The sequence below is a fragment of the Pseudomonas sp. HLT2-19-2 genome, from assembly GCF_054898005.1.
Window position 1 is genome coordinate 3,762,977 of the sequence record NZ_CM142712.1, and the last position, 25,123, is coordinate 3,788,099.

Annotated in this window: 17 protein-coding genes; 11 read left to right on the forward strand and 6 right to left on the reverse strand. The window is 59.3% G+C overall.

The window, feature by feature from the left end:
- The first annotated feature begins 48 nt into the window (after nt 1-48).
- Together metH and ACYZTU_RS17520 are read left to right on the forward strand one after the other, a co-directional pair.
- The gene (gene metH, locus ACYZTU_RS17515; RefSeq protein WP_461964489.1) at nt 49-3,759 is read left to right on the forward strand and encodes a methionine synthase; all 3,711 of its coding nucleotides are present in this window, start codon (nt 49-51) and stop codon (nt 3,757-3,759) included.
- 93 nt (nt 3,760-3,852) lie between these two features.
- Entirely contained in the window at nt 3,853-4,071 is a 219-nt protein-coding gene (locus ACYZTU_RS17520; RefSeq protein ID WP_461964490.1) for a DUF2970 domain-containing protein, read from the forward strand.
- Here the strand turns inward: ACYZTU_RS17520 and ACYZTU_RS17525 are convergent.
- Nucleotides 4,068-5,141 carry an ABC transporter substrate-binding protein gene (locus ACYZTU_RS17525; RefSeq protein ID WP_461964492.1) on the reverse strand — a complete coding sequence of 358 codons (1,074 nt, stop codon included), beginning with the start codon at nt 5,139-5,141 and terminating at the stop codon, nt 4,068-4,070. The genes ACYZTU_RS17520 and ACYZTU_RS17525 overlap by 4 nt on opposite strands.
- A 526-nt stretch (nt 5,142-5,667) precedes the next feature.
- On the opposite strand from ACYZTU_RS17525, the gene ACYZTU_RS17530 reads away from it, so the two are divergent.
- Both ACYZTU_RS17530 and ACYZTU_RS17535 read left to right on the forward strand, forming a co-directional pair.
- A complete protein-coding gene (locus ACYZTU_RS17530) occupies nt 5,668-7,326 on the forward strand; it encodes a nitrite/sulfite reductase (protein ID WP_461964494.1) in 1,659 nt (552 codons plus the stop codon).
- Complete coding sequence (locus ACYZTU_RS17535) at nt 7,310-7,804, forward strand: DUF934 domain-containing protein (protein ID WP_449643545.1); 495 nt, start codon at nt 7,310-7,312, stop codon at nt 7,802-7,804. Before ACYZTU_RS17530 ends, ACYZTU_RS17535 begins: the two co-directional genes overlap by 17 nt.
- 51 nt (nt 7,805-7,855) lie before the next feature.
- On the opposite strand, the gene ACYZTU_RS17540 is transcribed toward ACYZTU_RS17535, so the two are convergent.
- On the reverse strand, nt 7,856-11,779 hold the full coding sequence (locus ACYZTU_RS17540; protein WP_461964496.1) for a dermonecrotic toxin domain-containing protein: 3,924 nt from the start codon (nt 11,777-11,779) through the stop codon (nt 7,856-7,858).
- Nucleotides 11,780-11,971: 192 nt separating this feature from the next.
- The gene (gene sohB, locus ACYZTU_RS17545) at nt 11,972-12,994 is read right to left on the reverse strand and encodes a protease SohB (protein ID WP_461964497.1); all 1,023 of its coding nucleotides are present in this window, start codon (nt 12,992-12,994) and stop codon (nt 11,972-11,974) included.
- A gap of 204 nt (nt 12,995-13,198) precedes the next feature.
- On the opposite strand from sohB, the gene ACYZTU_RS17550 reads away from it, so the two are divergent.
- From ACYZTU_RS17550 to ACYZTU_RS17570, 5 genes are all read left to right on the forward strand, one after another.
- Entirely contained in the window at nt 13,199-13,909 is a 711-nt protein-coding gene (locus ACYZTU_RS17550; protein WP_461964498.1) for a histidine phosphatase family protein, read from the forward strand.
- Between the two features lie 64 nt (nt 13,910-13,973).
- Nucleotides 13,974-14,288 (forward strand): SCP2 sterol-binding domain-containing protein, encoded by a 315-nt coding sequence (locus tag ACYZTU_RS17555; protein WP_449643541.1) that lies wholly within the window; start codon nt 13,974-13,976, stop codon nt 14,286-14,288.
- 307 nt (nt 14,289-14,595) lie between these two features.
- Nucleotides 14,596-16,440 carry an amidohydrolase gene (locus ACYZTU_RS17560; RefSeq protein ID WP_461971078.1) on the forward strand — a complete coding sequence of 615 codons (1,845 nt, stop codon included), beginning with the start codon at nt 14,596-14,598 and terminating at the stop codon, nt 16,438-16,440.
- A gap of 216 nt (nt 16,441-16,656) precedes the next feature.
- Nucleotides 16,657-17,802: an SRPBCC family protein gene (locus tag ACYZTU_RS17565; protein ID WP_461964500.1), complete on the forward strand. Its 1,146-nt coding sequence runs from the start codon at nt 16,657-16,659 to the stop codon at nt 17,800-17,802.
- The gene (locus ACYZTU_RS17570) at nt 17,799-18,890 is read left to right on the forward strand and encodes an SMP-30/gluconolactonase/LRE family protein (RefSeq protein WP_461964502.1); all 1,092 of its coding nucleotides are present in this window, start codon (nt 17,799-17,801) and stop codon (nt 18,888-18,890) included. Before ACYZTU_RS17565 ends, ACYZTU_RS17570 begins: the two co-directional genes overlap by 4 nt.
- A 227-nt stretch (nt 18,891-19,117) precedes the next feature.
- Here the strand turns inward: ACYZTU_RS17570 and ACYZTU_RS17575 are convergent, their stop codons facing one another.
- The gene (locus ACYZTU_RS17575) at nt 19,118-19,360 is read right to left on the reverse strand and encodes a hypothetical protein (protein ID WP_461964503.1); all 243 of its coding nucleotides are present in this window, start codon (nt 19,358-19,360) and stop codon (nt 19,118-19,120) included.
- Between the two features lie 215 nt (nt 19,361-19,575).
- Between ACYZTU_RS17575 and ACYZTU_RS17580 the strand changes: the two genes are divergently transcribed.
- Entirely contained in the window at nt 19,576-20,097 is a 522-nt protein-coding gene (locus ACYZTU_RS17580; protein WP_461964505.1) for a DUF4142 domain-containing protein, read from the forward strand.
- Between the two features lie 50 nt (nt 20,098-20,147).
- Here ACYZTU_RS17580 and ACYZTU_RS17585 read toward each other — a convergent pair whose 3' ends face one another.
- Nucleotides 20,148-20,336, reverse strand: coding sequence for a hypothetical protein (locus ACYZTU_RS17585; RefSeq protein WP_449643630.1), 189 nt, complete (start codon nt 20,334-20,336; stop codon nt 20,148-20,150).
- Between the two features lie 174 nt (nt 20,337-20,510).
- On the opposite strand from ACYZTU_RS17585, the gene ACYZTU_RS17590 reads away from it, so the two are divergent.
- Entirely contained in the window at nt 20,511-22,454 is a 1,944-nt protein-coding gene (locus tag ACYZTU_RS17590; RefSeq protein WP_461964506.1) for a response regulator, read from the forward strand.
- Between the two features lie 8 nt (nt 22,455-22,462).
- On the opposite strand, the gene ACYZTU_RS17595 is transcribed toward ACYZTU_RS17590, so the two are convergent.
- Nucleotides 22,463-25,093: an excinuclease ABC subunit UvrA gene (locus tag ACYZTU_RS17595; protein ID WP_461964508.1), complete on the reverse strand. Its 2,631-nt coding sequence runs from the start codon at nt 25,091-25,093 to the stop codon at nt 22,463-22,465.
- Nucleotides 25,094-25,123: the final 30 nt, after the last annotated feature.

Genomic DNA, 25,123 nt, shown 5'->3' on the forward strand with positions numbered 1-25,123 from the left:
TTGCTATTATCCTGGCCCTTCGTCATGGTCTTTTCCCGAGTAGTCCAAATGTCCGATCGCAGTGTTCGCCTTCAAGCTCTCAAGCACGCCCTCAAAGAGCGCATCCTGATTCTCGATGGCGGCATGGGCACGATGATCCAGAGCTACAAGCTCGAGGAGCAGGATTACCGAGGCAAACGCTTCGCCGACTGGCCAAGTGACGTCAAGGGCAACAACGACCTGTTGATCCTGACGCGTCCGGACGTGATTGGCGCCATCGAAAAAGCCTACCTGGATGCCGGCGCCGACATTCTGGAAACCAACACCTTCAACGCCACTCAGGTTTCCCTGGCTGACTACGGCATGCAAGGCCTGGCGTACGAGTTAAACGTAGAAGGCGCTCGGCTGGCGCGCAAGGTGGCCGATGCCAAGACCCTGGAAACCCCGGACAAGCCGCGTTTCGTCGCTGGCGTGATCGGACCGACCAGCCGCACCTGCTCGCTGTCGCCGGACGTGAACAACCCCGGCTACCGCAACGTGACCTTCGATGAACTGGTGGAAAACTACACCGAGGCCACCAAAGGCCTGATCGAAGGCGGCGCCGACCTGATCCTGATCGAAACCATTTTCGACACCCTGAACGCCAAAGCCGCGATCTTCGCCGTCCAAGGGGTGTTCGAAGAGTTGGGCATCGAATTGCCGATCATGATTTCCGGCACCATCACCGACGCCTCCGGCCGAACCCTGTCCGGCCAGACCACCGAAGCGTTCTGGAACTCCGTGGCCCACGCCAAACCGATTTCGGTCGGTCTGAACTGTGCCCTCGGTGCCAGCGAACTGCGCCCTTACCTGGAAGAGCTGTCGAACAAGGCCAGCACCCACGTGTCGGCGCACCCGAACGCAGGCTTGCCAAACGAATTCGGCGAGTACGACGAACTGCCGTCTGAAACGGCCAAGGTCATCGAAGAATTTGCCCAAAGTGGTTTCCTGAACATCGTCGGCGGCTGCTGCGGCACCACGCCGGGCCACATCGAAGCCATCGCCAAAGCCGTGGCCGGTTACGCGCCGCGGGAGATTCCGGAAATCCCGAAGGCCTGCCGCTTGTCGGGTCTGGAGCCGTTCACCATTGATCGCAACTCGTTGTTCATCAACGTCGGCGAGCGCACTAACATCACCGGTTCGGCCAAGTTTGCGCGGCTGATCCGGGAAGACAACTACACCGAAGCCCTGGAAGTCGCCCTGCAACAAGTCGAAGCCGGCGCCCAGGTGATCGACATCAACATGGACGAAGGGATGCTCGATTCGAAGAAGGCCATGGTGACCTTCCTCAATCTGATTGCCGGTGAGCCGGACATCTCCCGCGTGCCGATCATGATCGATTCCTCCAAATGGGAAGTGATCGAAGCCGGCCTCAAATGCATTCAGGGCAAGGGCATCGTCAACTCGATCAGCATGAAGGAAGGCGTCGAGCAGTTCATTCACCACGCCAAACTGTGCAAGCGCTATGGCGCCGCCGTGGTGGTGATGGCCTTCGACGAAGCCGGACAGGCCGACACCGAAGCGCGCAAAAAAGAGATCTGCAAGCGCTCCTACGACATTCTGGTCAATGAAGTTGGCTTCCCGCCGGAAGACATCATCTTCGACCCGAACATCTTCGCCATCGCCACCGGCATCGAAGAACACAACAACTACGCGGTGGACTTCATCAACGCCTGTGCCTACATCCGCGACGAGCTGCCGTATGCGCTGACCTCCGGCGGCGTGTCCAACGTGTCGTTCTCTTTCCGTGGCAACAACCCGGTGCGCGAGGCGATTCACTCGGTGTTCCTGCTGTATGCGATCCGCAACGGCCTGACCATGGGTATCGTCAACGCCGGCCAACTGGAGATCTACGACCAGATTCCGGCCGAACTGCGTGACGCCGTGGAAGACGTGGTGCTCAACCGCACGCCGGAAGGCACCGACGCCCTGCTCGCCATCGCCGATAAGTACAAGGGCGATGGCAGCGTCAAGGAAGCCGAGACTGAAGAGTGGCGCGGCTGGCCCGTTAACAAGCGTCTGGAGCATGCACTGGTCAAGGGCATCACAACGCATATTGTTGAAGACACTGAAGAATCCCGTCAGTCGTTCACCCGGCCGATCGAAGTCATCGAAGGCCCGCTGATGTCCGGCATGAACATCGTCGGCGACCTGTTCAGCGCCGGCAAAATGTTCCTGCCACAGGTGGTGAAGTCCGCCCGCGTGATGAAGCAGGCCGTGGCTCACTTGATCCCGTTCATCGAACTGGAAAAAGGCGACAAACCGCAAGCCAAAGGCAAGATCCTCATGGCCACGGTGAAAGGCGACGTGCACGACATCGGCAAGAACATCGTCGGCGTGGTGCTGGGCTGTAACGGCTACGACATCGTCGACCTCGGCGTGATGGTGCCGGCCGAGAAAATCCTGCAAGTGGCCAAGGAGCAGAAGTGCGACATCATCGGCCTGTCCGGCCTGATCACGCCTTCGCTGGATGAAATGGTCCACGTCGCCCGTGAGATGCAGCGTCAGGACTTCCATCTGCCGCTGATGATCGGTGGCGCGACCACCTCCAAGGCGCACACCGCGGTGAAGATCGAGCCCAAGTACAGCAACGACGCAGTGATCTACGTCACCGACGCCTCTCGCGCCGTGGGCGTGGCGACACAGTTGCTGTCCAAGGAATTGAAGCCGGCCTTCATCGAGAAGACCCGCCTGGAATACATCGAAGTCCGCGAGCGCACTGCCAATCGCAGCGCCCGCACCGAACGCCTGAGCTATCCGGCGTCCATCGCCAAGAAGCCGCAGTTCGACTGGAGCACCTACGAGCCAGTGAAACCGACGTTCACCGGTGCCAAGGTGCTGGAGAACATCGACCTGAAGGTCTTGGCCAAATACATCGACTGGACGCCGTTCTTTATCTCCTGGGACCTGGCCGGCAAATTCCCGCGCATCCTCACGGATGAAGTGGTCGGTGAAGCCGCCACGGCGTTGTACGCCGACGCCCAGGAAATGCTTGCCAAACTGATCGACGAGAAACTCATCAGCGCCCGCGCGGTGTTCGGCTTCTGGCCGGCCAACCAGGTGCGTGAAGATGACATTGAAGTCTATGGCGATGACGGCAAGCCGATTGCCAAGTTGCATCACCTGCGCCAGCAGATCATCAAGACCGACGGCAAGCCGAACTTCTCACTGGCCGATTTCGTGGCACCGAAGGACAGCGAACTCACCGACTACGTGGGTGGTTTCATCACCACCGCCGGGATCGGCGCCGAAGAAGTGGCCAAGGCCTATCAAGATGCTGGCGACGACTACAACTCGATCATGGTCAAGGCACTCGCCGACCGCTTGGCCGAGGCCTGCGCCGAGTGGCTGCACCAGCAGGTCCGTAAAGACTACTGGGGTTACGCCAAGGACGAGACACTCGACAACGAGGCACTGATCAAAGAGCAATACACCGGCATTCGCCCTGCCCCGGGCTACCCGGCCTGCCCGGATCACACCGAGAAATCCGCGCTGTTCAAGTTGCTGGACCCTGAAGCCGCAGAAATGAAAGCCGGCCGCAGCGGCGTGTTCCTTACCGAGCACTACGCCATGTTCCCGGCGGCAGCGGTCAGCGGTTGGTACTTCGCTCACCCGCAGGCGCAGTACTTCGCCGTGGGCAAGATCGACAAGGACCAGGTGCAGAGCTACACGTCGCGCAAGGGTCAGGAGTTGAGCGTGACCGAGCGGTGGTTGGCGCCGAACCTGGGTTACGACAACTAATCCCCCTCCTCTGATCATTCCCACGCTCTGCGTGGGAATGATCTATACGACATTGTCTATGCTTACGGCTCACACATACGTGACGAGGGGTTTATGGACGATCCAGTCGACAACAAACCGCCGACGTTCTGGCAGATGCTGCACAGCATCATGGCCGCGGCGTTCGGGGTTCAGAGCGGAAAAAACCGTGCTCGGGACTTCACGCACGGCAAGCCGAGTCATTTTGTGCTTCTGGGGATTTTGTTCACCGCAGTGTTTGCATTGACGCTGTTCGGCATCGTGCAACTGGTAGTGCACTTGGCCGGGGTTTAGCGCATCAAGGTTTGCAGAGTGAACGGATAGCGATACGACGTCGGCTGGCCCTTGGCTGAAAGACGACGGAAGTTCACACCGTAATCCGGTGATGCACCCATGGCCAGCAATCGCTTGGCCTGTGCCTTGTCGATCAGTTGCAACAACGGGATCTGCCGGTCACGACCGCCGTACTGGCGCAGATCCACGCCCTGCTCAAGATCATGCAACTCCACCAGTGCCCAGCCGCCCAACGTGAAGTGCCCCCCCAACAACACGCTTATGCGTCCGTCGACCGTCGCCTGCAACGCTGCTGGCGAGGTGTTGACCGCACTGAACAACGCGTCTTTGCCGGGTACCCCGCCCGCCTCGGAATACGCCTGCATGGCGCCAAACGCCATTTCGTCATTGGCTGACCACACCAGCGAGACCTTCGGGTACCGCCGGAACAGCAGCGTCGCCTGTTCATACGCCCGTTCCCGGGTCCAGCCGCTATAAACCAGTTGGCGCAAACGCACTTCAGGGTGCTCGGCCAAGGCGCGCATCATGCCTTGTTCGCGCAGTTGCGCCGAAGGTGTGATCTTCAGGCCGGAAAACGCCAGCAACTCGATGACCTGACCGGGTGCCGCGGGCGGATGCTGGCGAATCAGTTCCTTGAGCATCAGGTAGCCGCCCTCTTCATCGTTGGGCACCAGGCTGCCCAACCGACCAGAGCGATCCCCCAGCAGACTTAGCTGATTGGGCGTCAGCGCAGCGTTGACCATGAACAGCTTTACCCCGCTGCCCTCGGCCAGACGCAGGATTTGCGGTGCAACGTACTGTTCGTTGACGAAAACCAGATAGTCCGGACGATTGTCACCCTGCAGCGCCAGGCGGGCTTGCGCCAGAGCGAGCTCGGGCATGCGCCGGGAATAGAGAATTCGCAGATCTATGCCCAGGTCCGTGGCTGCCGCCTGCATGAATTGCGAGTAGCTGACCCAGAAGGCTTCGTCAGTGTTCCCGGGATTCAGAAACAGCACCGATTCCGCGCGCGCACCGGGTCCGTAAACCGCGCCACACATCAGCAGGAATGAGTAGAAAAACTTCAACATTGATCGTCCGAGCCCCTCGGTAATTCGCCGGGGCAGTATAGCCAGCGAAGTCCCGGAAAACGGCGTTTATTCGGGGTATTGTCCGACAATCGTCGGAATCGGGCCCGGACGAGGTCGGTTATTGATGGCTGACCCAAAATACCGCGGTGCCCACGACCAGAATGATCAGGAACAGAATTGCCCAAGCATCGACTGTGCTATCAGGTTTTGACGTTTTGGTAGGGTTGCTCATTGCATCGCCTCTTGTCGGTTTTATCGGTGATTGCATAAAGACTCGAGCACAGTTAAGACGATGATTGCCCGCACCACAAATGTGGGTTTTACCTTGTTGCTCCTCATTAGTCGTTTTGGTTCTTTACATATACTCAAACATCACTTTTGCGCATAACTGCAAACGGGTATATTGCCCCGGCTCCGTTGGGAGTGCGCGGCCGTGCGCGCAGAATTGCCGAGGCAGCATCGGAGACTTCAGCAAGCGAAAAACGCCACTGGATCCGACCGGCCCAAGCCTGAGAACAGGACTTATATGTACGTATACGACGAGTACGATCAGCGGATCATTGAGGACCGCGTCAAGCAGTTCCGTGATCAGACCCGACGCTATCTGGCAGGCGAGCTGAGCGAAGAAGAATTCCGCCCCCTGCGCCTGCAAAATGGCCTTTATATCCAACGCTTCGCGCCGATGTTGCGGGTGGCGGTGCCTTACGGCCAACTGACTTCGCGCCAGACGCGAATGATGGCCAGGATTGCCCGTGACTATGACAAAGGCTATGCCCACATCAGTACCCGGCAGAACGTACAGTTCAACTGGCCGGCGCTGGAAGACATTCCGGACATCCTTGCCGAACTGGCTACCGTGCAGATGCACGCGATCCAGACCAGCGGCAACTGCTTGCGCAACGTCACCACCGACCAGTTCGCCGGTGTCGCTGCCGATGAGTTGATCGATCCGCGCCCATGGTGCGAGATCGTCCGCCAGTGGACCACATTCCACCCGGAATTCGCTTACTTGCCGCGCAAGTTCAAGATCGCCATTAACGGTTCGACGTCCGACCGTGCGGCCATCGAAGTCCATGACATCGGCCTTGAGCCGGTGCACAACGCTGCGGGCGAGCTAGGCTTCCGTGTCCTGGTGGGTGGCGGTCTCGGCCGTACCCCGGTGGTGGGCGCATTCATCAATGAATTCCTGCCGTGGAAAGACCTGTTGAGCTACCTCGACGCCATCCTGCGGGTCTACAACCGCTACGGCCGTCGTGACAACAAGTACAAGGCGCGGATCAAGATTCTGGTCAAGGCCCTGACCCCTGAAGTCTTTGCGCAAAAAGTCGACGCGGAAATGGAACACCTTCGCGGTGGCCAGACCACGCTGACCGAAGCCGAAGTGCATCGCGTCACCAAACATTTCGTCGACCCTGACTACAAGGCACTGGACAACCAGACCGCTGAACTGGCCGAGCTCGACAAACAGCACCCGGGCTTCGCTCGCTGGCGCACCCGCAATACCCTGGCCCACAAGAAGCCAGGTTATGTGGCCGTGACCCTGTCCCTGAAGCCAACCGGTGTTGCACCGGGCGACATCACCGACAAGCAGCTCGATGCCGTTGCCGACCTGGCCGATCGTTACAGCTTCGGTCAGCTGCGCACCTCTCACGAGCAGAACATCATTCTGGCCGACGTTGAACAAAGTCAGTTGTTCGCGATGTGGGGCGAGTTGCGTGAACAGGGTTTCGCCACGCCGAACATCGGCTTGCTGACCGACATCATCTGCTGCCCGGGCGGCGACTTCTGCTCCCTGGCCAACGCCAAGTCGATCCCGATCGCCGAATCAATCCAGCGTCGCTTCGAAGACCTGGATTACCTGTTCGATATCGGCGAACTGGACCTGAACATCTCCGGCTGCATGAACGCCTGTGGTCACCACCACGTCGGCCACATCGGCATCCTCGGGGTGGACAAGAAAGGCGAAGAGTTCTACCAGGTGTCCCTCGGTGGCAGCGGAAGTCGCGACGCCAGCCTGGGTAAAATTCTCGGTCCGTCCTTCGCCCAGGACGTCATGCCTGATGTGATCGAAAAGCTGATCGACGTGTACATCGAACAACGTACCGAAGACGAGCGTTTCATCGACACTTATCAGCGTATTGGCATTGACCTCTTCAAGGAGCGCGTCTATGCAGCGAATCATTAAGAACAACGAGGTCGTCGACGAAACCTGGCACTTGCTGCCCAAGGACTTCAACATCGACGAGATCAGCAACTGCGACGACCTGATCGTCCCGCTGCAGCTGTGGCGCGAACACAGCCGTATGCTCAAGGCCCGCGACGGCGGTTTGGGTGTGTGGCTGGACGCTGACGAAGAAGCCGAAGAAATCGGTGAAGACGTAGCAGACTTCAAGGTGATCGCCTTGAATTTCCCTGCTTTCACCGACGGCCGCAACTATTCCAACGCCCGTTTGCTGCGCGACCGTTACGGTTTCAAAGGCGAGCTGCGGGCGATTGGTGATGTGCTGCGCGACCAGCTGTTTTACCTGCATCGCTGCGGGTTCGATGCGTTTGCGATTCGCGCCGATAAAGACCCCTACGAAGCCCTTGAAAGTCTCAAGGACTTCTCGGTGACCTATCAGGCCGCCACCGACGAACCGCTGCCGCTGTTCCGTCGCCGTTGATCGTTCTGCCTTGAACCTCCATCCGGAAGTTCAAGGCGTTCTCCCCTCCTGTCAAGGCACTGAATGCTCCCCTAGCGGAATTGGCCGTCCCATGGCCACCCAGTTGCTGTAAAAGCGCGCCCGATCTTCCAGCACGGTAAACAACCTGAACGGATTCTCCGCGTCGGCCAGCGTCGTTTCGACAATTTGACGCAGCCAGCCCCACAATTCCTCTGAAGCATCCGCTTCACGCAGCAATCGCCATACCCGGGCTTGCAGCAACCAGTAACCAACGCGGAAATCCGCCGTCAGGCTTAATCCGTCCATGACTCGCAGAAACACACCACCCGAGGGTTTTGCCGCCAACCGCTGCCAGATCTCCTGTCGGGTTGTGCGCAATAGCTCATCGCCGTCCTCCAGCCACGGTATCGCGCTGCCATAATCAACGCCCGGCTCGCTCAGCCAGAGATTGATTCCGGTGCGCTCACGATGCTCGACCAGCCGTGTTAGCGTCTCCTCATCCGTGAGCGGGTTGCCCCAAAGCCGTACCCGATCCTTGGCGACAGCCTGATTCAGTATCGCGTCGGGAACCCGAGTGATCCGGTTGTCGCGCAAATCCAGCGAAGTCAAATACGGGTCATTGGCAATGCCCACCGGGCATCGGGTAATACCGGTGTTTCTCAGGTTCAGAACGCGCAATTCGTTCAAGCCCAGCACCACGGGCGGGACGGCCAACGGGTTATCACTCAGGTCCAGCGTTTGCAAACTGAGCAGATCGCACAAATGCCCGGCGGTGTCCTCTTTGAACGCTAGAAACGTGGCGTTGAGATTCAGTGTTTCGAGCCGGTTCATCCGCCGAATCGTCGAGGGCAGCTCACCCTCCAGCACGCCAGCGGCGTTGAGACCGCGCAGGTCGACATTTTTCAGATTCAGGGAATGCAGGTTCGGGAAACTTTTCAGGAACGCATTCAGGCTCTCGCGCTCGATCAGGTGCAATCCGTGCATCGACAGCTCGATGACCTCGTCGAAACGAACGTTCATTGCCGGCAAACGGTGATAGTCCTCAAAATCCAGATTGAGTTTGAAGCCGGCAACCCCTTCGCCAGAAAGGATGCGATCGGTGTCAGCCGAACGCTTTTGCCAGATGGCGATCAATTCGTCGGCCAGTTCGTTGCGGGTTTGGCGTTCGTAGTCGATCACGTGCTGCAACATTTCAACATTGTGCGCCGCCACCTGTTGAGCGTTCATGCCTGCCGCATCTTCATCGCCCAGGGCGAGGAATTCCACATCCATATCATCGACATCCAGCAACGACTGGTCGACCCAGTAGCGCAGATCGATGCTCAATTGCTGCAACTCTAACTTCAGACTGTCCAGAAGCGCTTGAGCCCCGACGCCCGCCGCTCGAAGCAGTTCATCGGCTTGGGCGTTGGTGAAATCCGGATAAAGATCCTTGACCTGCAACCGCATCATTTCATGGGTCAGCGCCGCAGCTTGCGGGGTGTGCGGAAACCCGCCGCCGCGCAAACCCTGGGACTCGAAGGGCAATCCGCTATCCATTCGATTCAACCCAAGCATCAGCTCGGAACGTGTGATCGCCCGCTCACCGAGTCGAAGCCGTAATTCGCCGGCCTGATCCAGCGAGCGCAAGGACAACGCCTCGCGCTCCTCGGTAGACAACGCCCCGAGTAGCGCGGCAAACAAATCCGACTTTGCGGTGGCGGTATCCGCCGCTGCAGAACTTCGATAGCGGTTACCGGTCTTGATCAACCGACGGCAGTCCGGCGAATCGAGCGGGCCGCAGCGATCCAGTACCCGGCCACTGATCGAACCCTCAAGCACTTCGATTCGCAAGCGCCTGGGCCAACCGGGTAAGCGCCCAAGTGAATGCAGGGCCAGGATGTCGGATTCAGGGAGATCGATCGAGTGCAAGTAAAGACTCTCATAGGCGCGATTGAGCCTTACGTGGCCTTGATACTGTCGGACCTTGCCGTCCAGGCGCTTGAACACCTGAAGCACCTCGACAGCATCGACCGGCCGGACGATGTCGACGCCCGAGCGGTCCAGGATCTGCTCCACGACGGCTTTCGGCAAACCGGGATACTCCCGATGAAACAACCGAACCCATTCGTGCTCCGAGTGCTGGAGTGCCTGATAACGCGCATTGAACAATTGCGCTCGCGCTGCCGGATCGGCAATCGTTTCAAGCGCCTGATCGAGCTTGAATCGGCTGATGGTGTCGACCAGCAGCGGAGTCGGCGCACGCCCGACCTGCATCAGGCGCAACATATCGTCGTCGACGGTACTGATTCTGGCGATTTGGCCCAGCACCTCATCGCTGAACGAAGCAAACGGGGCGCACACACCACGAATCAGTTCCAACCGTGTCAGCACCAACGTTGGCGCTTGCCCGCGTTTGAGGAGAGCCGTCGCGTCGGGCATAAGCTCGCTGCTCGGTTCGCTGACGGGCTCCGAGGATTCGTGGAGTGTTTCAGCCACTCTGCCCGCGCTTGCGCCTTCGCCCTTGAGAGCCGCGACAGCCCCGGCCAACGGTAGCGCATTGAGCAAGCCGAACACGGTGCGCGTCACGCCTTCAGAACGTTTTTCGGCGGTTTGGCCGTTGACTGCCTGATTGATGCCATAGCCGGCATCGATGAGCCCGGCCAACGCCAACAACCCTTCGCCACCGGGAACAAACAGTGCCAACGGACCAAACTGGTTGATCCACCGCACCAGCGGTTCGACTACCGCACTCAGATTGTCTCGATTGACCTGAGCATCGTCACGGATGGATTTGACGCTGGCCATGGCCGCCCGCTTCATGGTCAACACCAGTTGCGCAAACGGATCGACTGCGGCGGACGCACGCTCAAAGTCGATGTAATCCTGCGGTTCCCAATAGCCGTCATCGTTAAAGAAACCGGCTGTATTTGTCAGCCTGTGCTTCCTCGGGTAGATCGCCATCCCCTCCAATGCAGTCAAGACACCCGCATGAAAGGTGCCATCCTCACCGTCCTCCTCGGCAAAGTGCGCGGCCAAGGCTCGTTTTGTGTCAGCCCCCTTTGCTTGCGCCACGACCCATTCGCGCAAGTGGTGGACGTCGACAAACTCATGCAACGGCGAGGAGTTCGCCGGGATGTACAGCAAAACCCTGGTGCCGGCACGGTGGCGAAAACACCAGATATCGGTCGTGGTGTAGCGATAGATCGTCAGGCGATTGGCCTCGACTTGCGCGCTGACGCGGGTCGGGGCTTGCAGATCGGAGGTGCTCAACGCGCTCCAGGTTTGATCCGCCGGCAATCCGCCTGCCTGCATCGCCAGCGCCAGGCCTTCCTGGCTCAGACTGCCTTCCTGAAATTGCAGGCAGGCACTCATGACAAAAGCTGCCTTGACCGAGGTTCTCAGCGCATACGGTTCGGCCTGCAAGATCCGCTCATCAGCGGGCCAGGCATGATCGAGATAAGCCTGATAGCGAGTCTGTAAATCCAGTTCCCAGACCCATTTCTTGAAGTCGGCGGGTCGAAGGGCAATTTGCGTACTCGGCCCGTAAACCTGTGGCACGGTTTGCCAATAGATGCCTTCATAGGTGTAGTGGTTGCCTGAGCCCTGTTCGGCGAATTCATCGACATTCTCCACGATACGCACCGAGGGACCGTCATCGGGCGGCGTGTACAGGCCGAATGCGGTTTCGCCGAAACGCCCGTCTCCGACGGTTTGATAGTTGTATAGCAGCGCCTGTAACAATGTCTGCGAGTTCGCCGTTTGGCCTTGCTGGATGCCGTTCTGTTGCGGATGCCCCCGGTAGTTGTAATCCAGCGTCACTAACAGGGCTGCGTGCGGGTTGAGATCCTGGCCCCATTTTTCCTTGATCAACTGGACGCCAAATTGCTCGGGAGATTGCGGCAGCGCTGTGTTCACTGTCGACTTCAGTTCTTCACGCATCGGCAGGACAGGCGAACTCGGTGCAGTAACATTGTCACGCAAGTGGTCATTCATATGCATTCCATTGCAAACATAAGTAACAGCACCATAAGCCACTATTTTAGAATCGACAGCAGGAAGGATCGTCAGCGCACTTAGGAGAATTCGCTGATGGTTGAGGGCAGTGGGTAATTCGAAGATGACAGACAAAAAAAACCGCGGCGGACGCCACGGTTTCATTTGTTAACGGATGCCTACAGTGAAGCTTTACCAGAAGCGTTGTTGGGTCAACCGGCTCCACCAGTTCAGCAACACACGGTCCACCGAACTGCTGGCCGCCATGCCGATGCGTTCCTGCAGGCTTTTGCGTTCGGCGTAATGCAGGTGATAAAGCTCGGATTTTTTCGCCCGTTCGGCGAGGTACTCATCGCTGGTCTTGAGCTCGTCCACCAGTTGCTTGTCCAGCGCCGCGACGCCGAGCCAGATTTCACCAGTGGCCACTTCGTCGATGGCCAGTTGCGGGCGATAGCGGGAAACGAAGTTCTTGAACAACTGGTGAGTGATGTCCAGGTCTTCCTGAAACTTCTCCCGGCCCTTCTCGGTGTTTTCGCCAAACACCGTCAGGGTGCGCTTGTATTCGCCGGCGGTCAGCACTTCGAAGTCGATGTCGTGCTTTTTCAGCAGGCGGTTGACGTTAGGCAACTGCGCCACGACGCCGATCGAGCCGAGAATTGCGAACGGCGCACTGATGATCTTCTCGCCGATGCACGCCATCATGTAGCCACCGCTGGCCGCGACCTTGTCGATGCACACGGTCAACGGCACACCGGCGTCACGGATACGCGCCAGTTGCGAGGACGCCAGGCCGTAGCTGTGAACCATGCCGCCGCCGCTTTCCAGGCGCAGCACCACTTCATCCTTGGGCGTGGCGAGGGTTAGCAGCGCGGTGATTTCATGACGCAGGCTTTCAGTAGCGGATGCCCTGATGTCGCCGTCGAAATCCAGCACGAACACCCGAGGTTTGGCTTCAGGTTTTTTCTTTTGCTTTTTCTCGGATTTAGCCTCGACCTTGCGCAGCGCCTTGAGTTGGTCCTTGTCGAGCAAGGTTTGCTCCAGGCGTTCGCGCAGCTCTTTGTAGAAATCATTGAGTTTGCTGACTTGCAACTGGCCGACCGACTTGCGTCGACCTTTGCTGCGCAATGCCGCGAAACTGGCCAGGACCACCAAAATGGCGATCACCAGTGTCACGGTCTTGGCCAGAAAAACTGCGTACTCGGCAAAAAACTCCACAGGGACTCCTTTAATACGATGCGCTGCAAAAACGCGCGCGGGATTACCTCCAGCATACCCATGCTCCGGCTCGGCGGCCAGCCGTGAAACCTCTGGCAACAGGCCTGTAATGGGCATTTCAAACAAGCGTATGTTTTTTCATTGACAGCTCACCGTCATCCTCATAACCTCGCCGAACCTTCAACGTACCGGGATGACGCGGACGTGGGCAGTATCTATTTGATTCGACATGGCCAGGCCTCCTTTGGTGCAGACGACTATGACGTCCTGTCGCCGACCGGTGTTCGCCAAGCAGAAGTCCTCGGCCAGCACCTCGCTGAGCTGGGTATCAGCTTCGATCGCTGCCTTTCGGGCGACCTGCGCCGCCAGCAGCACACGGCCAATAGCGCACTGGAACAGTTCGCTGCCGCAGGCCTGCCGGTTCCAGCCCTGGAAATCGATTCCGCTTTCAATGAGTTCGACGCCGACGCGGTGATCCGCGCGCTGCTGCCAGCCATGTTACCGGACGAACCCGAAGCGCTGCACATCCTGCGCAATGCCGCGCAAAACCGCGGTGAGTTCCAGCGCATCTTCGCCCTGATCATTGAGCGCTGGCTCGCCGGCACTTATGACACACCGGGCCTGGAAAGCTGGTTGAGGTTTGTCGAACGGGTGCAAGCCGGTCTGCAGCGGATCCTCGAAAGCGCCGACAACACCCAGAAAATCGCCGTGTTCACTTCCGGCGGCACCATCACTGCCTTGCTCCACCTCATTACACAAATGCCAGCAAAGCAGGCGTTTGAACTGAACTGGCAAATCGTCAACACCTCGCTCAACCTGCTGAAGTTTCGTGGTCGCGAGGTGGCTCTGTCTTCTTTCAACAGTCATGCGCACCTGCAGCTGTTGAAGACCCCGGAACTCATCACGTTTCGCTGAGTCCGGACTATTGTGACCCTGGCTGTAATCACCCAGTTCTAATTACCCAAGAAAGGATCGAACCATGACCTCCGTAGCTGATGCCGTACAAGCAATGAAAGCCAAGTTCAACCCAGCCGCTGCTGCCGGTCTGGACCTGGTATTCGGTTTCCGCATCGACGACACCAAGAACTTCTCGCTGATCGTCAAAGACAGTACCTGCGAGCTCAAAGAAGGCGAAAACCCGGACGCCCAGGTCACTCTGGTGATGGACGGCGAAACCCTGGAAGGCATCGTCGACGGTTCGACCGACGGCATGCAAGCGTTCATGGGCGGCAAACTGCGCGCTGAAGGCGACATGATGCTGGCCATGAAACTGTCCGAACTGTTCCCGGCCTAAGCGCCCCGCTCCCGGTCTTCGGGAGCACGTCTGGCTACAAACGAATCCCGCCTCTCGAGACGGGATTCGTCGTTTTTCGCCATTGGAAAACGGCTACCTGTGGATTTGCCGTCTATATTCCTTCTGGCCGCATGCGTCAGACATCGGCTGTTTGCCCTCGCTTCTTTTTGAAGAGCCTTTGCGCGGAGCACTGCCCATGAGCCCACCTGACGACCACGACGGATTTAATCGCCGACGTGTATTGCAAGGCCTTTCGGCAGGTGCCGTCGGTGCCTGGATCAGCCCGCTAACCGCAGGGAGTAAAACCATGCCCGACGCCCCCGCCGACCTCATCCTGTACAACGGACGCCTGCACACCGTCGACCGCAAAAAACCTCAGGCCAGTGCCGTCGCGATCAAGGACGGACGCTTCGTGGTGGTCGGCAGCGATGCCCAGGCCATGGCCCTGCAGGGCCCCGGCACGCAAATCATTGACCTGCACGGTCGCACGGTGATTCCAGGCCTTAACGACTCGCACCTGCACCTGATCCGTGGTGGCCTCAACTACAACCTCGAACTGCGCTGGGAAGGCGTCCCTTCACTGGTCGACGCGCTGCGCATGCTCAAGGATCAGGCAGACCGCACACCCACGCCGCAATGGGTGCGGGTGGTCGGTGGCTGGAATGAATTCCAGTTTGCCGAGAAGCGCCTGCCGACCCTCGACGAACTGAACAAGGCTGCGCCGGATACCCCGGTGTTCGTCCTGCACCTCTACGACCGCGCGCTGCTCAACCGTGCGGCGTTGAAAGTGGTCGGTTATACCCGCGACACGCCGAACCCGCCGGGTGGCGAAATCCAGCGCGATGCCAATGGCGACCCGACGGGCATGCTGATCGCCCGCCCTAACGCGATGATTCTCTACTCGACCCTGGCCAAAGGGCCGAAACTGCCGCTGGAATATCAGGTCAACTCGACCCGCCAATTCATGCGTGAACTCAATCGCCTCGGCGTCACCAGCGCCATCGATGCCGGCGGCGGTTATCAGAATTATCCGGACGACTATCAAGTCATCCAGCAACTGGCCAAAGACCAACAGCTCACGGTGCGCATTGCCTACAACCTGTTCACGCAGAAACCCAAGGAAGAGCTGACCGACTTCAAGAACTGGACCAGCACCTCCCACTACGGTCAGGGCGATGACTTTCTACGGCACAACGGTGCCGGGGAAATGCTGGTGTTCTCGGCGGCAGACTTCGAGGACTTCCTCGAGCCACGCCCCGACCTGCCGCAAACCATGGAGCAGGAACTGGAACCGGTGGTCCGCCATTTGGTGGAACAGCGCTGGCCGTTCCGTTTGCACGCCACGTACAACGAATCCATCAGCCGCATGCTCGACGTGTTCGAGAAGGTTAACCGCGACATTCCGTTCGATGGTTTGCCGTGGTTCTTCGACCACGCCGAAACCATCACCCCACAGAACATCGAACGAGTGAAAGCCCTCGGCGGCGGCATCGCGATACAGGATCGCATGGCATTTCAGGGCGAATACTTCGTCGACCGTTACGGCGCCAAGGCTGCTGAACATACGCCACCCATCGCCCGAATGCTGGCCGAGGGTATACCGGTCGGCGCCGGCACCGATGCCACGCGTGTGTCCAGCTACAACCCCTGGACGTCGATGTATTGGCTGGTCAGCGGTCGCACCGTCGGTGGTCTGGCGTTGTATCCGCAAGGCTTGAGCCGCGATACCGCGCTGGAACTCTTCACCCACGGCAGCGCTTGGTTTTCCTCTGAGCAAGGAAAAAAAGGCCAGATCAAGGTCGGACAACTGGCGGACCTGATTGCGCTGTCGGCGGACTACTTCCACATCGAGGATGAAGCCGTCAGATGGATCGAATCGGTCCTGACCATCGTCGACGGTAAGATCGTCTACGGCAGCGTCGAGTTTGAAAAACTCGGGCCGCCTCCAATCCCGGTGGTGCCTGAATGGTCGCCAGTGGCCAAAGTACCCGGTCATTGGAAACTGGCGCCGCTGACGGCGCAGGTTCATCAATGTGTCGGGGCTTGCGCGGTGCATGCCCATAGCCATGAACGGGCGCGGTTGTCGTCAGCACCGGTCAGTGACTTTCAGGGATTCTGGGGAGCGTTTGGCTGTTCGTGTTTTGCGTTTTGAACGATGATCAGATTTGCAACAACAACGCCACTAGCGCCGACCATCCCGTCTGATGACTGGCGCTGGACTTACAGTACATTCTGGAAAACGGTGGCAGTGGCTACTTCCGCACCTGGGTGGTCCAGAGTTATCTGTAAAGTGGTGTACTGTTCGGCCCGTCTTAAACGACGGGATCGTCTAATCTGCTGGAGATAACAATAACCACAGGTGAACGCAGTGAGGCAGACGACCGAAGGATTCCGCGCCCGCTACCGCGCTGATATTCATCCGCTCTACAACCCATGGCTGCACGGCGCATTTGTACTGCTGTTCGGGGTGCTGGCCATTGGCGGATTCTGGAGCACCGTGCATCAGGTTCAGCCACTGCAATGGCTGGCAATGCCGCTGACCCTGCTGTTCTTCAACTTTGCCGTGTACAGGGTGCATCGGCACCTTGGGCATCACAAAAAAAGTTTCGCGCGGATGTTCTACGCCCGCCACGCGGGCGACCACCACAGTTTTTTCGCCCCCGGCCACATGACCTACGACAACGCCCGGGACTGGCGGGTAATTCTGTTTCCGGCCTGGCTGATCGTATTGCACACGGTTGTCATCACCCTGCCCATCTGGTGGCTGCTCAAGCAGTTCGATGCCAACGTCGCCGGTATGTTCGGCGGCTGCCTGGTCCTCGGTTACCTGACCTATGAAGTGTTCCACGCCTGCGAGCACCTGCCACCCGAGAACCCCGTCACACGTTTGCCGTGGATCCGCCAGATGCGCCGTCTGCATGAACTGCATCACCGTCGTGAGCTGATGCAGGAACGCAATTTCAACATCGTTTTCCCGTTGATGGACTACCTGTTCGGCACCCTCTATTGGGAACCGGAGCCGACCGACCTGCACCTGACGAGAACGCCCATGACGCGCATGCAGCATCAGATCGACATCGCTGGAAACCCGATTGACGTGCTCGCCTACGCCAGCACCGTGACCCGTTGGCCGGAGTGGCATCCATCGTCGCTCAAGGTTGATGGCCAGAACGGTCCGCTGCATGCCGGGGCGCGGTTTGAGGAAGACATCAAGGCTGGCGGGCGTGAGGGACACTTGATCTGGGAGGTTAACGAATACCTGCCAGGACACCGCTGGAGTGCCTGGGCCCGTGGCGATCACGGGTTGTCTTTAGTGGTGACTTACGAGTGCGAAGCCTTGGGCGACAGCACACGTTTTGTCCGCACCCTGGAATATCAGTTCAGCAGCCTGGCGATGCGCATTGCCAATCGACTGCTGCTCAAGCGGCGCATCGATCGTGAGTCGGCAGCGTCGATGCTGGCGTTGCGCGAGATGGCGCAAAAACAGTGGGCCCCGGCAGGAGTCAGCACGTGAGTCGAACCGTCAAGTTTCGCCATGTGGTGTTGCTGGTGATCGTGGCCATCGGTGCCTTTCTGCTGCTGATGCCGACGAAGGTTCAACCGGTGGCCTGGGCCCCGCCGCTGGCGCCCTCCCTCACCAGCGGAATCTACGCCGACAATCAGCGCCTTAGAGGTGTGGAGCGCGTCGGCGCCGCGGATATCGACGGGCCGGAAGCGTTGCTGCTGGAAGAAGACGTCCTCATCACGGGTTTGCATGACGGCCGACTGCTACGCACCAGCCTCGACGGCAAGATCACCAAGGTCATGGCCGATACGGGCGGCAGACCCCTGGGCCTGGCCCGACACCCCAACGGTCTGCTGGTGATTGCAGATGGGGTCAAGGGCTTGCTGTCACTGGACGCCCAGGGCCGATTGATTCCATTGACCACTGCGGCCAATGGTGTGCCTTTCGGTTTCACCGACGACGTGGTCATCGACAAGTCCGGGCACTATGCCTATTTCAGTGATGCCTCCAGCCGCTTTGGCTATGGCAGGGACGGCGAAGCGATCATCGAGCACGGCGGTGACGGCCGCTTGCTGCGTTATGACTTCCAGACCGGCAAGACGGCAGTCTTGCTGGATAAGCTGGAGTTCGCCAACGGCGTGACTCTGGGACCGGACGATGCCTATGTGCTGGTTAACGAAACGGGCGCCTATCGCATCAGTCGTTACTGGTTGAGCGGGCCGAAAACCGGCACCCACGATCTGTTCATCGACAACCTGCCAGGGTTGCCGGACAACCTCGCGTTCAATGGTCGCGACCGCTTCTGGGTAGCGCTTTATGCACCACGCAACGCACTGCTCGATGCCACCGCGCCGCATCCATTCGTGCGCAAGATGATCGTGCGCGCAATGACTGTCCTGCCTGAACCGGTGGAGAAACGTGCCTTCGCGCTGGGCCTGGATCTGGACGGTAAAGTAATCGCCAACTTGCAGGACGGTAGCCGCGACAATTACTCGCCAATCACAACCGTTCGCGAGTATGGGGATTGGTTGTATTTCGGGTCGTTGAAGGCGAAAAACATGGCGCGGTTGCCGTTGAGTACCGCGCTCCAGAAGTAACGCAAATCAAACCGGATCCATGGCGGTGGAGTCATCCTCGTCCATCGGGATGGGATCGTAGCCACCCTGCTCTTCACTGGGGAACTTTTCTTTGCCGGGAATGAGTGGATCGGTCATGAGGCACCTCGCATGGAGCCGTAAATTCGGACTCTGAACATTCGAGGTGCCGGTATTTATCACCGTTCCACTTTTTCAGTCACCGATCGTCGGTGACCAGACAGGGCGCGTCAGGACGGCGTCTGGAGCCGATCAACGATTTTTTGCTTAACCTGCACGCGCTTCTCCTTGAGTTTCTTCAGTGCGTCATCGCTGGGCGCATCCGATTGGGCGGTTTCCGCCTTTACGACCTCGGCGTCCGCCTGTGAATACTTGTTGATCAGTGAATCCAGTAACGGATCCTTGGTGCGTTTTTGCTGGATATCTTCCTTTGAAAGTCTGAGGTCCTGATAAAGGTCGTGTGGCACCGGCATGGAACACCTCCGTTTGTTGATCGGTAGCAAACGCGATCGATTGCGTTCACCAGCTATCAGAATGGCCTCGGTTGGCGGGTTCTGTCGACCGCCTATCAGACCAGCGGCCCGTTCGTCGCCCTGCCGCAAACGCAATAAAACCTTTGCCCGCTCGTCGGCCTCAACAGATTAACGATCAGTCGATCGCCCATGAAAACCTGTGTGGAGAATAACCAATGGACGGATTTACCCTGCGCCACCTCACGTTGGCCGTTGCCTTGAGTACCAGCATGGGCACGACTTTCGCTGCCACTTCCAATGACTTCGTCGACAGCGCGGCCGCTAGCAATATCGCGGAAATCGAAACAAGCCGATTGGCCCTGGAAAAAAGTTCATCGGCGGACATCAAGAAATTCGCCAACATGATGATCACCGACCATTCCAAGGCCAACGATGAACTGACGGCGCTGGCGAAAAAAAATGACATCGAGGTGCCGGACAACACCACGCTGGTCAAGCAGGCGAAAGAGAGAATCCTCGACATGCGCGATGAATCCTTCGATGCGGCGTACGCCAACAATCAGGTGAAGGCTCACGAAGACACCATCGAGCTATTCAAGAAAGAAGCCAATACGGTGACAGACGACAAAACCAAAGGCGCCACGGAGCTGAAAGGTTTCGCGCAAAAAATGCTGCCGGCGCTGAAGAAGCATCTGGATATGGCTAAAAAGCTCCAGGCTGCCCATCCGAGCAAATAACACGCCAAAAAAAGGCCGCATCGTTTGATGCGGCCTTTTTCAATGGCTGACTAGCCGCCATCGGTGTCGATATCGGCATCGGTGTCATCCCCAGATTTTGGCCGATCGGGACTCGGCTTGAAACCCGGGCTGAACTCATTATCGTTATCCGTGTGGATATTCTTCTGGTCAACCGCTTTGTCTGCGCTTTCCGGTTCGGCGGTTTTTGCGTCTTCTTCAAGACCACTCTCATCGTTCATAAGTACCTCATTCGTCACTGCAATTGCGCGGCTGAAACAGTCGCGCCTTGTAGATTCGAAGCCTTCCCGGGGACAGGGTTCCATCGCAAAGGAAATTCAAGGTCAAAAGCCGCAACCCTTTGACTATGCTCAAGTGACGGACACTGACTGATCATCTCACCCTGGAGCCCGTCGATGAAGCGTGACATCCGTTTGCTGATCGTCGACGACAACGTCGCCACGCGCCATGCCCTGCGCCGGCGCCTGGAGCGCCACGGCTATGAAGTGCTCGAAGCCGGCACGGGTAGCGAAGGCCTGGAGCTGATCGAAAGCGTCGCGATCGACGCGCTGATCCTCGACGTCAATCTGCCGGACATGAGCGGTTTCGACATCGTGCGCAAACTGCGCGCCGAACCCGCCACCGCCCTGCTGCCGGTGATTCACGTATCGGCGGCCTCGATCCAGACCGGCGACATCATCACCGGCCTGGACGCGGGGGCCGATGCCTACCTGATCCACCCGGTGGATGCGGATGTGCTGCTCGCCACTTTGCGCACCTTGCTGCGGGTGCGCGAAACCGAAAATGCCCTGCGTGAAAGCGAGGCGCGGTTTCGAGAAATCTTTGTCAATGTGTCGGCGCCCATCGCGGTGCTGGATGCCGAGTTGAAGGTGCACGAATGCAACCATGCCTTCGCGCAGCTGATTCAGGACAACTGCAACCCGAACGCCCTGCGCGATTGCTTTGCCGAAGACCAGGACGCCGTCATCGAGGAACTGCGCCTGCGTCTGGCTTATGGCGAGCGCTGGAAAGGCACACTGAGCATGCGGGTCCACGGCGAGGCTCGCGAAACCGAGTGGCAGATTTCGCCGTACCGCACACCGGAACTGAGCCTGGTGTTTGTCGAGGATGTTACTGCACACCGTCACCGCGAACGTTCGCACCTGGCCCGGCTTGACGACGCCACCACCCAGTTGGCCAAAGAAGTCGCCGAGCGCGCGCGAACCGAAGCTCAGCTGCTGCAAGTGCAGAAAATGGATGCACTGGGCAAGCTGACCGGGGGCATCGCTCATGACTTCAATAACTTGCTGACCGGCATCATCACCAGCCTGGAATTGATTCTGAAACGGATCGCCGCCTCACGCACCGACAAGGTTCAGTTTTACGCCGAAGCCGCCTTGAACTCGGCCATGAGTGCCGCGTCCCTGACCCATCGCTTGCTCGCCTTCGCGCGCCAACAGCCACTCGATACCCGGCCCGTGGACATCAACGAGCACGTGCGTTCCCTTGAGGAACTGCTGGTGCGCACCATCGGCGAGCGCATTGCCCTGAAACTCGAATTGACCTCTAAACCCGCCATCGCCCTGGTCGACCCCATTCAGCTCGAAAGCGCGATGCTCAATCTGGTGATCAACGCTCGCGATGCCTTGCCCCAGGGCGGCAACATTTGGGTCAGCACCTATGCCGCCTATTCCCATGGCGACCCTAATCTGGCCGATGGTGCGTATGTCGCGTTTTCTGTGCGCGATGACGGTACCGGTATCGAACACAGCGTGATCGACAAGGTGTTCGACCCGTTTTTCACCACCAAGCCGCTGGGCAAGGGCACCGGGCTGGGGTTGTCGACCCTCTACGGTTTCGCCCGGCAATCGGGTGGCGATGCACACATCCGCAGCGTGGCCCGGCGCGGCACCGAAGTCACCATCATGCTGCCGGCCAGTTCCGACCTCACGGCCGGCGACACCGAGCCCGCCACCGTCGATCATCAGGGTGCCGGCGAACATGTGTTGATCGTCGAGGACACGCCGTCGGTGCGTATGTTTGTGGCCGAAGTGTTGATGGATGCCGGTTACCGTTGCACGCAGGTGGACGACATCGAAGGAGCCCTCGAGCGCCTGCAAAACGACGAGTCCATCGACCTGTTGCTGACGGACGTCGGACTACCGCGCATGAGCGGCCGCGAGCTGGCGGATGTGGCACGGGGCTGGCGCGAAAAGCTGCCGATCCTGTTCATGACCGGTTATGCCGAAACCGCGATCAACCGTCAGGTGTTCCTCGGCGATGGCATGGAAATGCTGATCAAGCCGTTCCAGATCAATGAACTGCTGGACAAGGTGCGACGCACGCTGGACGGTACGTGAACCGATCATCAACCAAGGATTCTGGCCAAAAACGGTGCGGTTCGGCTCTTCTTGCTTTTGGCGACTTTCTGCGGCGCGCCTGCAATAACAATCTTCCCGCCCTGATCCCCCGCCCCCGGGCCAATGTCGATCACCCAGTCACTCTGCGCAACCACGCGCATTTCATGTTCGACGACGATCACCGTATGCCCCGCCGCCACCAGCGTATTCAACTGTTCGAGCAAGCGATCAACATCCCTTGGGTGCAATCCGGTGGTGGGCTCGTCGAGCACATACAGCGTTGCCCCACGCTGGTTGCGTTGCAGCTCGGTGGCCAGTTTGATCCGCTGGGCTTCGCCGCCCGACAGCTCGGTCGCCGGCTGGCCGAGGCGCAGGTAACCCAGGCCGATATCGCGCAGCACCTCCAGCGAGCGGCGAATACCCGGTTGTTCGGCGAATACCGTGACCGCTTCATCCACCGTCAACTGCAACACCTGGGCGATGTTCAACCCTTGCCAGACGATCGCCAGCGTCTCGGGGTTGTAGCGCGCGCCGTGACAGGTCGAGCATGGCGCATAGACGCTGGGCATGAACAGCAACTCGACGCTGACAAAGCCCTCACCTTCGCACGTCGAGCAACGGCCCTTGGCAACATTGAAGGAGAACTGACCGGCGTCGTAACCCTCGGCCTGCGCCTCGGGTGTGGCCGCGTACAGTTTGCGCACGTTGTCGAACAGCCCGGTGTAAGTCGCCAGGTTTGAGCGCGGTGTGCGGCCAATGGGTTTCTGATCGACTTGCACCAGACGCTTGATCGATTCCAGCCCCGCCGTGACCTGACCGCCGCTGACTTGCGGTGCGTCGTCCTCAAGGCTCAACGCTTCAGGTTCGCTGGCACTGGCGCCACGCCCCAGATGCGCGCCCACCAACTCCAGCAACGCCTGGCTGACCAGGCTCGATTTACCGGAACCGGAGACGCCGGTTACCGCGGTAAAACAGCCCAGCGGAAACTCGACGCTGAGGTTGTCCAGGTTGTTGCGGGTGATGCCTTCCAGCCGCAGCCAATCGGTCGCCTGGCGGCTGGCTCGAGGCTGAGTGGCCTGCTCGGCGAACAGATAAGTACGTGTCTGCGAGTTCGTCACATCAGCCAAGCCTGGCGGTGGTCCGCTGTACAGGATCCGGCCGCCATGCTCGCCAGCCGCCGGCCCCACATCGATCAACCAGTCGGCGCGGCGCATGGTTTCCAGGTCATGCTCGACCACGAACAAGGTGTTGCCAGCGGCTTTCAAGCGTTGCAGGGCTTCGAACAGTGCCTCGCCATCCGCCGGGTGCAGACCGGCCGACGGTTCATCCAGCACGTAAATCACCCCAAACAACTGCGAACCCAATTGCGTCGCCAGGCGCAGACGCTGCAACTCACCGGACGACAGCGTCGGCGTGCTGCGGTCCAGCGCCAGGTAACCGAGCCCCAGATCAGTCAACGTACTGACCCGCTCCAGCAAGTCCTGAGCGATCCGCTGCGCGGCCAGGCGTTTCTCCACTGACAGATTTGGTGTGTGGCGCACATCCGGCGCATTGGCATGACCACTGGCGCCGTGGGCCACTCGCTGTTCACGGGCCTCGCGGGTCTGGCTGTGCGTCAACACCTCGCCCGCCTCGTCGGCCTGTTCGAGGTAACTGTGAGCGGCCACCGGTTTCAGCACCTGCGCCACTTGCAGCAACGGCATCTGCGACAGTTCGCCGATGTCGTAACCGGCAAAGGTCACCGACAACGCCTCGCGCTTGAGCCGTTTGCCGTCGCACAGCGGGCAAGGGCTGCCGAGCATGAATTGAGAGACGCGCTTCTTCATCAGCGCGCTTTGGGAATGGCTGAAGGTGTGCAGAATGTAGCGCCGGGCGCCGGTGAACGTGCCCTGGTAGCTCGGGTCCATTTTGCGTTTGAGCGCGACGTTGGTTTCTTCGGGGGTGAGCCCGGCGTACACCGGAACCGTCGGTGTTTCTTCGGTGAAGAGAATCCAGTCGCGCTGCTTTTTCGGCAGATCGCGCCAGGGTTTATCGACGTTGTAACCCAAGGTCACCAAGATGTCGCGCAGGTTTTGTCCCTGCCAGGCGGTGGGCCAGGAGGCGACCGCGCGCTGGCGAATGGTCAGGCTCGGGTCCGGGACCATCAGGGCTTCGGTAACTTCATACACCCGCCCCAACCCATGACATTCCAGACACGCGCCCTGGGGCGTGTTGGGCGAAAAGTCTTCGGCATACAGCATCGGCTGCCCCGGCGGATAACTGCCGGCCCGGGAGTAAAGCATGCGGATCAGGCTCGACAACGTCGTCACGCTGCCCACCGACGACCGCGTGCTCGGCGTGCCCCGCTGTTGTTGCAGGGCCACCGCCGGCGGCAAGCCTTCGATGGAGTCGACGTCCGGCACCCCGACCTGATCGATCAGACGACGCGCATAAGGCGCCACGGACTCGAAGTAGCGGCGTTGCGCTTCGGCGTAGAGGGTCGAGAACGCCAGCGACGATTTCCCCGAACCGGACACGCCGGTGAACACCACCAGGGCATCCCGGGGAATGTCGACATCGACGTTCTTGAGATTGTGTTCCCGGGCGCCGCGCACCCTGACCATGCCTGAGGGAGGGTTGGAGGTGCGCTTTGACGTCATGAAGGGCCCTTAAATTAGCTAGCTGAAAAA